Genomic DNA, 10991 nt, shown 5'->3' with positions numbered 1-10991 from the left:
CAATGGCAAAAGTTCTGGTGCTCTATTACTCAATGTATGGACATGTGGAAACCATGGCGCAGGCGGTTGCAGAAGGCGTGCAGCGCGTCAGCGGAGCCGAAGTGACTATTTTGCGCGTGCCGGAGAGTATGGATGCGGCGCGTTTTGCTGAGGTTGGTGGCAAGGTCGATCAGCAGGCAGCTGAGGCAACGCCGGACGATCTGACGCAGTATGATGCCATTATCGTCGGCACGCCGACCCGCTTTGGCAACATGTCAGGCCAGATGCGCAACTTCTGGGACCGTACCGGCGGGCTGTGGGCCTCGGGCGCACTGCACGGAAAACTGGCCAGCGTGTTTACTTCTACCGGTACCGGCGGGGGCCAGGAACTGACGATAACGTCAGTATGGACTACGCTTGCCCATCACGGCATGGTCATTATTCCAATCGGCTACGGCACTAAAGAGATGTTTGATATCTCACAGGTGCGCGGCGGAACGCCTTATGGTGCGTCGACGCTGGCAGGCGGCGATGGTTCACGCCAGCCCACGCCTGAAGAGCTGCAAATTGCCCGCTATCAGGGTGAACATGTCGCCACTCTGGCGGTAAAACTCAAAGGATAAACTCAACAGGAGATCATTATGTCTACAGACCAGTCCAGAGCACATCGCGTCGGCGAATGGGCGAAAATTCGTCAGACGTCCCCGGAAATTGCAGAAGCGATCTTTGAAGTTGCCAATTACGATGAAAAACTGGCAGAGCAGATCTGGGAGCAGCAGGGCAATGATGATGTGCTGATGCGCGCGTTTGATAAAACCGATCAGGATGTTCTGACATGGGACAACGTCCCTGTCGAGCGCAAAAACGTGTGAGAACCGGCGGGCATGGCCCGCCTTTTTTATGGCAACACCAACAAGGGGACGCGATGACGGCTTACCAGAGCATCAATCCGGCAAATAATCAGCTGCTGAAAAACTGGGAGACACATGATGACGCCCGCGTGTACCAGGCGCTCGAAACCGCAGATGCGCTCTACCACTCAGCCTGGAGCAAAGGTGATATCCAGCCACGCCTCCAGGTGCTGAGCCGCCTGGCCGATCTCATGGATCAGCGCAAAGAGGAGCTGGCCACCATAGCGAGTCGCGAAATGGGCAAGCTGATTGGTCAGAGCCGTGGTGAAGTCAGCATCTGCATCAGCATTGCGCGATATTACGCTGAGCATGCCGCTGCTTTTCTGCAGCCTCAGCCCTACGCCAGCGAAATCGGGGAAGCCTGGGTGGAATATCATCCGATTGGCGTTATCGTTGCGGTTGAACCATGGAACTTCCCTTATTATCAGCTGATGCGTGTTCTGGCACCTAATCTGGCGCTGGGTAATCCGGTGCTGGCAAAACATGCCAATATTGTGCCGCACTGCGCGGATATCTTTGAGCAACTGGTACGTGAAGCGGGTGCACCAGAAGGTGCCTGGAGTAATTTGTTTATCTCCAATGAGCAGGTGGCGGATCTTATCGCTGACGATCGCGTTCAGGGCGTGGCGCTGACCGGCTCCGAACGCGCCGGCAGTGCGGTTGCACAGCAGGCGGGCAAACACCTGAAAAAATCCACCCTTGAACTGGGTGGCAATGACGTCTTTATTGTTCTGGACGATGCTGACCTGGATGAAGCGGTACGCCAGGGCGTGCAGGCACGTCTGAGCAACTGCGGACAGGTCTGCACCGCTGCTAAACGGTTTATTGTGCATGCGCAGATCGCCGAGGCGTTCATGAGCAAATTCAGCGCCGTGCTGCAGTCCGCTGTGCCGGGCGATCCGCTGGATGAAAAAACCACGCTCGGACCGCTCTCTTCCCTTGATGCGCGTGACCGGCTGGCGCGACAGGTTGAAGAGGCGGTAGAGCATGGCGCAGAGCTGCGCTTTGGCGGGCGCATTATTGAAGGCGTCGGATGCTATTATCAGCCCACTCTGCTGACCGGGCTGACGCCCGATAATCCCGCTTATTATCAGGAGTTTTTTGGCCCGGTTGCGCAGCTCTATATTGCAGAGAGTGATGAGGCTGCCGTGGCGCTGGCGAACGATTCGCACTATGGCCTTGGCGGATCTATCTGGACGCGGGATATTGCGCGCGCGCGCCGGCTGGCGTCACAGATTGAGACCGGCATGGTGTTTATCAATTCACAGAGTGACACCGCAGCTGAGCTCCCCTTTGGCGGGATAAAACGCTCCGGTTACGGGCGTGAACTTTCCGATCTCGGTCTGAAAGAGTTTGCCAATCAGAAGCTGGTGGTTATTGCCGGCTGACGACCAAAAAAAACCCCGCCAGAGCGGGGTTTTTTATAGCCTGCTGCCGGTTAACCTGCGGTAGCAGGTTGCTGAGCTGGCTTTGCCTCAGCGGCGGGTTTACCGGATGCCGCCTCCGGCTGCGCGTTTTGCGCTGCAGCAGCATCAGCTTTCGCTTTATCTTCTGCTGCTTTGTCCGCTTTCGCTTTATCAGCCGCCGCTTTATCAGCGGCTGTTTTGTCCGCTTTCGCCTTATCAGCAGCGGTTTTCTCTGCGGCAGCGTCTGCTTTCGCCTTATCTGCGGCGGCGTCTGCTTTCGCTTTATCAGCAGCCGCCTGTTCAGCTTTATCTTTAGCTTTAGCGTTATCGTCAGCCGGTTTCTCTGCGGCAGCTTTCGCGTCCGGCGCACTGTCTGCAGCCTGCTGCGGCTTCGCTTCCTGCACGGCCGCAGGCTGCATAGGCGTCCCCTGCAGTGCGCTGTTCAGTGCCGCAGAGAATTGCTCCCAGCTGCAATAGCCATTGGCATCAGTATCACAGCCGGCAAGCTGCAGCGTGACACGTTTTGGCGGGTTTTTGAGGCTCAGCACATCTGCGTTACGCAGCTGATCGGCGGTCTGATAGACATACTCTATTTTCAGCAGATCTTTGTTATTTTTGCCATCGTGCCAGCGTTCAAATACAACCTGTCCGCCGATAGGGGTTTTCTCATCGTTGCCCGGCAGAGTGTAAGGCTTCACCTGCAGCGCGCTGAGCAGCGAGGCGATATTTGAATCATGCCCTACCATCAGCGTTACTTTAGGTGCGCTGGCCTTATCTTCATCAACCAGCTGGCTGCGGATGTAATCCACCAGCGGTGCAGCAACTTCACGCGCAACCTCTGGCGAGCTGAAGAGCGCATCCTGATAACCGTTTTTGACTGACGCCAGCTCTTTCCACTGCTCAGGCGTTTTAATCTGCCCCCAGGCAACCTGCTCTGCCGGGAAACCTTCGTAATATTGCAGCGTGAACGCATCAACAAGGGAATTACCGATTTTCAGCGGACCGCTGACGCCTGGCTCTTTGCCATTATCTGCGCTGAAAGTGTTATCACCGCTGTCCAGCGTGCACTGCTTTTTACCATTGCAGGCAGGCGACGATTTATAATCAACAATCTTTTCCAGACGCTGCAGCGCAGGCTTCAGTGCCAGCTTCTCATTCTCTGCCGTCATCGCCGCCAGCGCTTTTTTGTTAAACGCTTCGCTGTCATCGGTAATCACCGGATTAAAGATGGGATCCATCGTTCCCATGGCATCCTGATGCGTTACCGCAACGTCACAGCCAGGAAAGGCACCCGCAGCAAAAAACTGTGCGGTCGCAACGGTGCGCTGAAGGCTATTTGCATAAATGAAAACATCGCTGGTATCCGGGCAATTGCCGCCAGCCAGCAGCCCCTGCTGCGTCAGCCACTGACGGGTATATTTACCCATATAGACTTCCAGCACGCCGCCTTTGGTGGTGAGTTCACCGCCCGGCACATCCCATTGCGGCCAGCTCTTTTTAGTGGATTGCTCCAGTGCGCTGCCGTTTGTCGCCAGCGGCGCACGCAGATTGTGACGGCTCAGCATCAGCACCTGCTGCAGCTGCATATCCCCTTCTGCTGCGGTCGCTGACAGGCTTACCGGAAGCGCCGCAACAACTGACAACGCGCAAAGACTCAGTTTTTTGATCATTGTGCCCATTCCATAATTCATCAGTGAAACACTCTGGCATTCAAACGATTAGCCCGCCAAAGAGCGAATTACCGCACAGTGTAACTCAGCTTGCTGACGAAAATCGCCCGCTGTTTATAAAAACTGTGAATGGACTATAGCAGCAAACGTCAGGGTTAGAGCAGCAGGAAGGGTCGGGGCGGGAAAAGCAAAAAGCCCGCATCGCTGCGGGCTTCTTTAAATTTGGCGGAGGAAGAGAGATTCGAACTCTCGGATGGTTTCCCATCGGCGGTTTTCAAGACCGCTGCCTTAAGCCACTCGGCCATCCCTCCGGATACAGATTGTACTTTATCTGCAGAGATAAAGTGGCGGAGGAGGAGAGATTCGAACTCTCGGATGGTTTCCCATCGGCGGTTTTCAAGACCGCTGCCTTAAGCCACTCGGCCACCCCTCCGCAATGAGGCGCACTATAAACATCCCCCAGGATGATGTAAAGCGATGAATGAATCGTTCGCCTGAAAAACAGCCAAATTTGTTTTTTTCGCCGTCAAAAACAGCATTCTGCTTACTGAAACAGCAATTTATCGCGTAAAGATGGGTAAAACGCCTTTGCTGTTCTGACCCCGCTGCGTATTCTCAGCGCATGTAAGGTGTCCTCTCTCTTTAAGGAGTAAATGATGGACAAAATTATCAGCTCATCACAGCAACAATCTCTGATCGGCACTCATAAAGTCCTGCGTAATACCTATTTTCTGCTCGGCCTGACACTGGCGTTTTCTGCAGTGACCGCCACGCTGAGCACGGTCTATGCACTCCCCTCACCCGGCCTGATCCTGATGCTGGTAGGTTTTTATGGTTTGATGTTTCTGACTTACCGTCTGGCAAATAGTCCGGCCGGAATAGCAGCAGCGTTCGCCTTCACCGGCTTCCTCGGCTACTGCCTGGGGCCTATCCTCAGTTCGTTTCTGAGCGCGGGCATGGGCGATGTTATCGCCATGGCGCTGGGCGGCACGGCGCTGGTCTTCTTCTGCTGTTCAGCCTATGTACTGACTACCCGGCGCGACATGTCATTCCTTGGCGGTATGATGATGGCAGGCTTTGTCGTTCTGCTGGTTGCGGTCGTAGCAAACCTGTTCCTGCAGCTGCCGGCCCTGCATCTGGCTATCAGCGCGCTTTTCATCCTCTTCTCTGCAGGGGCCATTCTGTGGGAGACCAGTAATATTATTCATGGTGGCGAGACCAACTACATCCGCGCGACCGTTGGACTCTACGTCTCTCTCTATAACATCTTTGTCAGCCTGCTGAGCCTGCTGGGTTTCGCTAACCGCGACTAACGCTGCAGCGCACAAAAAGCAAACCCTGCTCTGGCGGGGTTTTTGCTTTTCCAGGCGGCGGGAATTTACAATAAGCGCAGATAACAGATGAGGAAAACGTGTGATTGTTAACGGCAGTGAGATTGTAACGGATGCAGAAGGCTATCTGACTAACCACGCAGACTGGTGTGAAGAGGTAGCGCTGGCGATCGCCCGGCAGGAAAACATTGAGATGAGCGAGGCTCACTGGGAGGTCGTCCACTTTGTACGCGACTTCTACCAGGAATTTAATACCTCGCCTGCAGTGCGCATGCTGGTAAAGGCGATGGCGAAAAAGTATGGCGAGGAAAAAGGCAACAGCCGCTATCTGTTCCGCCTCTTTCCGGACGGCCCGGCAAAGCAGGCGACAAAAATTGCCGGCCTGCCTAAACCTGCAAAGTGTCTCTGATCAGCCAGTGGTAAAGCTGGCCGGTCGTTCGGCCGGATCACAGGGCCCGGTCACGACGTTGTCCACCCGCGCACTGCGCGGCCCTCCTGCCTGAAGCCAGCTGATTAGCGTTTCGACCTGCTGTTCCGGACCGCAGGCCAGCACTTCGACGCTGCCATCGGACTGATTACGGGCGTAACCGGTCAGGCCCAGCGCTTTCGCCTGCTGCTGGGTGTGATAACGAAAGCCCACGCCCTGTACCATGCCATATACCCGGATTGTGCAGCTGCGTTCAGCCATAGTGCCTTTCCCCTATTCCGCGTTGCAATTTGGCGCCATCCACCGGAAAATAGCGCCTCATTTTTTCAGGTAAGCATAGCAAACTATGACCGTTCGATTGATTCTCACCAAGGGACGTGAAAAATCCCTGCTCCGCCGTCATCCCTGGGTCTTTTCCGGCGCCGTTGCGCGCATGGAAGGAAAAGCGCAGTCTGGCGAAACTATTGATATCTGCGACAGCTCTGGCAAATGGCTGGCACGTGCCGCTTATTCACCGGAGTCGCAAATTCGCGCACGCGTCTGGAGCTGGCAACAGGATGAATCAATTGATATCGCCTTCTTTGTTCGCCGTTTAGAGCAGGCGCAACAGTGGCGTGACTGGCTGGCGACCCGCGACGGACTCGATAGCTATCGCCTGATCGCTGGCGAATCAGATGGTATGCCCGGCGTAACCATCGATCGCTTTGGTCATTTTCTGGTACTGCAGCTTCTGTCCGCAGGGGCAGAGTATCAGCGGCCTGCCATTGTCTCTGCGCTGCAGCAGTGCTATCCGGAGTGCGCTATCTACGATCGTTCCGACGTCGCCGTGCGTAAGAAAGAGGGGCTGCCGCTGGCACAGGGCCCGGTGAGCGGCGAACTGCCGCCTGCCCTGCTGCCTATTACCGAGCACGGTATGAAACTGCTGGTAGATATTCAGGGCGGCCATAAGACCGGCTACTATCTTGATCAGCGCGACAGCCGTTATGCCACCCGTCGCTATGCGCAGGACGCGCGCGTGCTTAACTGCTTCTCTTATACCGGCGGATTTGCCATTTCGGCGCTGCTCGGTGGCTGTCGCGAAGTGCTGAGCGTGGATACCTCACAGGATGCGCTGGACGTAGCAAAACAGAACGTTGAGCTGAACGGGCTCGACGTGTCGCGGGCACAGTTCCTGCGGGATGACGTTTTTAAACTGCTGCGCCGCTATCGTGATGCAGGCGAAAAGTTTGATCTGATTATTATGGATCCGCCTAAATTCGTTGAGAACAAAAACCAGCTGATGGGCGCCTGCCGTGGCTATAAAGATATCAATATGCTGGCGATGCAGCTGCTTAACCCAGGCGGTATTCTGCTGACGTTCTCCTGCTCCGGCCTGATGGCTACGGATTTATTTCAGAAGATTGTGGCCGATGCGGCGCTGGATGCCGGACGTGATGTACAATTTATAGAGCAGTTCCGTCAGGCGGCCGATCACCCGGTAATAGCCAGCTATCCGGAAGGTCTCTATCTGAAAGGTTTTGCCTGCCGCGTACTGTGACTTGAAAACCTGATCCCTGCCCCCATATTTAGTGGCAGGTAAAGTTTTGGGAGGTCGCAATGATTGCCAGTAAATTTGGAATTGGACAGCAGGTCCGGCATCGTCTTTCTGGCGTGCTGGGTGTCATCGTCGATGTTGACCCTGAGTATTCGCTGGATGAGCCGGAACTGGATGAAGTTGGTGCAACGGAAACGCTGCGTGCCGCCCCCTGGTATCATGTGGTGATGGAAGATGAAGAGGGCGAACAGGTGCACACCTACGTTGCAGAAGTGCAGCTGGCAGGTGAAACGCTGTTCGAGCATCCAGAGCAGCCCTCTATGGATGAGCTGGCCGCTTCTATCCGGCAGCAGCTGCAGGCACCCAGCCTGCGACATTAATTATATCGGCGACGCAGGTCGCCGTTTTATTGTCTGATTCAGGCTGGCGTAATATTCAGACGCGGGATCTCAATCTTCGGACAGCGATCCATTATCACCGTCAGGCCAGCATCACTTGCCAGCACTGCCGCCTGCTCATTGATAACGCCGAGCTGCAGCCACAGCGTTTTCGCGCCAATCGCTATAGCGTCCTGTGCCACCTCCCATGCCGCCTCAGCATTACGGAATACATCTACCATATCGACTTTACCGGGGATTTCTGCCAGTGAAGCGTAGGCGGTCTGCCCCATCAGCTGCTGCCCGGCCAGTTTAGGGCTCACCGGAATCACCTCATATCCCTGATCCAGTAAGTAACGCATCACGCCATAGCTGGGACGAGCCGGTTTGTCGCTGGCCCCCACCAGTGCGATACGACGGGTATTCATAAGCACATCACGAATTGTTTGATCGTTCATTCATTTCCCCTTCTCTTTATTGCCAGAGTGTAGCTGCCCTTTCCGCTCGCGGCGCAAGCCGCAAAGATGAAATGTTTGCGCCAGGGCACGAATAAATATGTTTAAATGTAAATTTAGTGCCATAATGAAATACTTTGCTACACATCACTGATTACCCGCCATATTTCGGGAGTAGAAATGAAGCTGTCACCGGCTGTCACAGGCATTATTGCGCTGCTTGTCACAGCATCCTGCCCCGCCATTACGCTTAAACTCGATCCGCAGATTGATTTGCTGGTGCTGGACGGGCGGAAAATTGCCGGCTCACTATTAAAAGGCGCAGACAGCCTTGAACTGGAACAGGGGCAGCATCAGTTTCTGTTTCGCGTTGAGAAACCCTGTCCTGACGCAACCCATTTCCAGTCAGTGCCGATGATTGTCACATTTACCGCGGAAGCACACTCTGTGGCGATCCACCTGCCCTCGCTGAACAGCCGGCGTGAACGCAGCACGTTTAATAAGCTCCTGAACTTCAGGCTGATTGATGAGCGGGGCACAGAAATTGCCAGCCTGCGCGATCGTCTGCCGCAGAGCAGCAGCGGTGACATGATGCAGGCGATGATGGCTTATAACCGCGCAGCACAGACGGCATCCGTACTGCGCTTTGCTGCTCCTTCGGCGACAGCAGTAAGCGAAAACCCCGATTTTGCCTGGCAGGATGCCAGCGATTTGCCCTCAATACAGCGCTGGTTTAAACGCTTTGATGCAGCAACCCGGCAAAAGTTACTGAGCTGGATGAAAACGTTACGCACCAGCTAGCGCCTCACTTTTCCTGGCGCTGCCTGGCTCAGGATTTACGCGCTACCGGTACACCCAGCTCACGCAGCTGTTCAACAAAGCGCGACGGACAGGCTTTATTAAACAGCAGCCACACCTGTTCACGTGCCCGCGTCATAGCCACATAAGCGAGGCGCCGCTCTTCCGCATCGGGAAAATCTTCCACGGGTGGCAGCAGCCCCTCCTCCAGCACCGACTCACGCGCCGGAGCCGGAAAGCCATCGGCTCCCTGATGGAGGCCGGTCAGGATGACGTACTCCGCCTGCTGACCTTTACTGGCATGGATTGTCATAAACTCCAGCTGTAATCCGGGCCAGCGCGTTTTTGCCCGGTCCAGCAGCGCCGGACGCAGATGATGGTAGCGCGCCAGCAGCAAAATCCTCTCTTCCGGTTTCGCAAATCCGCTGAGTTTGTCCAGCAGCCCCTCCAGCTGATCGTCCGGCAGCAGCGTTACCGCCTTTTTACTTCCTTTGCTCAGACTGGTGAGCGTTTTTTTCAGCTGGTGCGGATTTTGCTGGATAAAACCATTGGCAATGTCAGCAATACGGCTATTGAAGCGATAGGTGGTATCCAGCACGCAGCTGTCGCCGTCGCCAAAATAGTGGTGAAAAGCGGTGGTCAGATTGAGCTTAGCGCCGCTAAAACGGTAGATTGCCTGCCAGTCATCGCCTGCAGCAAACAGGCTGGTATGAGCATTCTGCGCGCGCAACGCCTTTAAAAGTGCGGCACGCTGCGGCGAGATATCCTGAAACTCATCGACCAGAATATGCTTCCAGGGGCTGATAAAACGTCTTTTTTCCAGCACCTCTGTCGCCTGCTGGATCAGGCCGGCAAAATCAACGGCGCCCTCCGCTTTAAGCGCACTTTTCCAGGCTTTCAGCAGCGGAGCCATCAGTTTTATCCGCTTACTGAAGCTATCGCGCCACGCTTCCGGAACGGCCGCGATTGTTTCCGCCTGATTACCGCTCTGCATCCGCAGCAGGCCCAGCCACTGCTCAAGACGCGGCGCCAGCCGCTGCGCGATAGCGCTATCCTGCCAGAATGCGCCGTCCGGCAACGTCCACGCCAGATCCTCCTCCAGCCACTGACGCCAGCCGCTGGCCTGCGCCTTTTTAGCCGCGCACTGCTCGCGCCAGCTCTCCAGCAGCAGCTGGCGACGGGCAGCGCTGTCACTCTCCAGCTGGCTGATAACCGGCGGCTTGCGGCCACTCTCGCGAATAATATGCAGCGCCAGCGCATGAAAGGTACGCGCCTGCAACGCCTTTACGTTAAGTTGCGTGTCCAGGCGTTGATTTATCTCTTCTGCAGCCTCCCGGCCAAATGCCAGCAGCAGTATCTGGTCAGGATGAGCCAGTCGCCGCTGCAGCAGCCAGCCAGCACGTGCCACCAGCACGGCGGTTTTACCGCTGCCTGCACCCGCCAGGACCAGCAACGTCTCTTCACCATTAACCACCGCTTCTGCCTGCGCACGATTAAGCGGTGAGCGCTCAACCGTGGCGAAAAAATCCGGATTTGCCTGAATCACCTGCTCGCTCCAGCGACGGTTACGCTGGCGAATTGTGGCTTCGCCCTGCTCCAGCCACTGCCGGCAGCGATGCCAGCGTTCACGACAGTTATCCAGCGCCTCCAGGCGCGCCAGCGGCAGCGGCAGTGCCGCAATCGTCTCGTTAACCCGGGCCAGGATAGCAGCCAGCTCACTTCGCTTTAGCCAGCGATCCTCTGCGGTCAGCTGCGAAATATGCTGCAGCAGCTCATCCAGCACGCCCGTACTGATATGGCTCATTTCAGCGCTCCACTGCTGCCAGGCGTGCTGCAGATAGTGATAAAAACGCTGCGTCTCCTGCCACTCGGTACCATGCAGCCGCACCACCTGATTCTCCGCCAGCAAAAACTCCAGCTCGCCCCATACCAGACCGCGTTTGCAGCTGATATCCAGCAGCTGATTAAACGGAATAAGGTATTCATGACGATCGCCGCTGACTTCAACACCGGCAGTCAGCAAACGCACCCGGTTATAAGGATGCTGCGCCAGACGTTTACCCATTGCTGTTGCTTTCAGTTCCATGTCCGCATCATCAGGTG

Annotated in this window: 12 protein-coding genes and 2 tRNA genes; 8 read left to right on the top strand and 6 right to left on the bottom strand. The window is 55.7% G+C overall.

Annotation, left to right across the window (positions count from 1 at the left end):
• The first annotated feature begins 2 nt into the window (after positions 1 to 2).
• From wrbA to F3J39_RS02590, 3 genes are read left to right on the top strand one after another with little or no spacing between them, the layout of a single operon-like run.
• Complete coding sequence (gene wrbA / locus F3J39_RS02600; protein ID WP_065649652.1) at positions 3 to 602, top strand: NAD(P)H:quinone oxidoreductase; 600 nt, start codon at positions 3 to 5, stop codon at positions 600 to 602.
• A gap of 18 nt (positions 603 to 620) precedes the next feature.
• Entirely contained in the window at positions 621 to 851 is a 231-nt protein-coding gene (locus tag F3J39_RS02595; protein WP_039383674.1) for a YccJ family protein, read from the top strand.
• A 53-nt stretch (positions 852 to 904) separates the two neighbouring features.
• Entirely contained in the window at positions 905 to 2278 is a 1374-nt protein-coding gene (locus tag F3J39_RS02590) for an NAD-dependent succinate-semialdehyde dehydrogenase (RefSeq protein ID WP_166713808.1), read from the top strand.
• Positions 2279 to 2328: 50 nt separating this feature from the next.
• Here F3J39_RS02590 and agp read toward each other — a convergent pair whose 3' ends face one another.
• From agp to F3J39_RS02575, 3 genes are all read right to left on the bottom strand, one after another.
• Positions 2329 to 3966 (bottom strand): bifunctional glucose-1-phosphatase/inositol phosphatase, encoded by a 1638-nt coding sequence (agp, locus tag F3J39_RS02585; RefSeq protein ID WP_211049164.1) that lies wholly within the window; start codon positions 3964 to 3966, stop codon positions 2329 to 2331.
• Positions 3967 to 4189: 223 nt separating this feature from the next.
• Positions 4190 to 4277: transfer RNA gene (locus F3J39_RS02580), tRNA-Ser, on the bottom strand.
• 34 nt (positions 4278 to 4311) lie between these two features.
• Positions 4312 to 4399 (bottom strand) — tRNA-Ser (locus F3J39_RS02575).
• A gap of 223 nt (positions 4400 to 4622) precedes the next feature.
• Here F3J39_RS02575 and yccA point away from each other — a divergent pair.
• Together yccA and F3J39_RS02565 are read left to right on the top strand one after the other, a co-directional pair.
• Entirely contained in the window at positions 4623 to 5279 is a 657-nt protein-coding gene (gene yccA / locus F3J39_RS02570) for an FtsH protease modulator YccA (RefSeq protein ID WP_039383670.1), read from the top strand.
• A gap of 100 nt (positions 5280 to 5379) precedes the next feature.
• Complete coding sequence (locus F3J39_RS02565; protein WP_094111453.1) at positions 5380 to 5706, top strand: TusE/DsrC/DsvC family sulfur relay protein; 327 nt, start codon at positions 5380 to 5382, stop codon at positions 5704 to 5706.
• On the opposite strand, the gene yccX is transcribed toward F3J39_RS02565, so the two are convergent.
• The gene (gene yccX / locus F3J39_RS02560) at positions 5707 to 5985 is read right to left on the bottom strand and encodes an acylphosphatase (protein ID WP_166713806.1); all 279 of its coding nucleotides are present in this window, start codon (positions 5983 to 5985) and stop codon (positions 5707 to 5709) included. It lies immediately after the preceding gene.
• 85 nt (positions 5986 to 6070) lie between these two features.
• Here yccX and rlmI point away from each other — a divergent pair, with 85 nt between their 5' ends.
• Complete coding sequence (gene rlmI / locus F3J39_RS02555) at positions 6071 to 7261, top strand: 23S rRNA (cytosine(1962)-C(5))-methyltransferase RlmI (RefSeq protein ID WP_039383665.1); 1191 nt, start codon at positions 6071 to 6073, stop codon at positions 7259 to 7261.
• Positions 7262 to 7320: 59 nt separating this feature from the next.
• Positions 7321 to 7638, top strand: a complete 318-nt coding sequence (hspQ, locus tag F3J39_RS02550; RefSeq protein ID WP_039383664.1) for a heat shock protein HspQ — start codon at positions 7321 to 7323, stop codon at positions 7636 to 7638.
• A gap of 38 nt (positions 7639 to 7676) precedes the next feature.
• Here the strand turns inward: hspQ and F3J39_RS02545 are convergent, their stop codons facing one another.
• Positions 7677 to 8093 carry a CoA-binding protein gene (locus tag F3J39_RS02545; RefSeq protein WP_039383662.1) on the bottom strand — a complete coding sequence of 139 codons (417 nt, stop codon included), beginning with the start codon at positions 8091 to 8093 and terminating at the stop codon, positions 7677 to 7679.
• A gap of 177 nt (positions 8094 to 8270) precedes the next feature.
• Here F3J39_RS02545 and F3J39_RS02540 point away from each other — a divergent pair, with 177 nt between their 5' ends.
• Entirely contained in the window at positions 8271 to 8891 is a 621-nt protein-coding gene (locus F3J39_RS02540) for a DUF2057 family protein (RefSeq protein WP_039383659.1), read from the top strand.
• A gap of 28 nt (positions 8892 to 8919) precedes the next feature.
• Here F3J39_RS02540 and helD read toward each other — a convergent pair whose 3' ends face one another.
• Complete coding sequence (helD, locus tag F3J39_RS02535) at positions 8920 to 10974, bottom strand: DNA helicase IV (protein WP_166713805.1); 2055 nt, start codon at positions 10972 to 10974, stop codon at positions 8920 to 8922.
• Positions 10975 to 10991 lie beyond the last annotated feature (17 nt).

The sequence above is a fragment of the Pantoea sp. Acro-807 genome (assembly GCF_011752675.1).
Taxonomy (GTDB): domain Bacteria; phylum Pseudomonadota; class Gammaproteobacteria; order Enterobacterales; family Enterobacteriaceae; genus Pantoea; species Pantoea eucrina.
The sequence above is the reverse complement of the archived record's forward strand: the minus strand, read 5'-3'. Positions and strand labels throughout refer to the sequence as shown.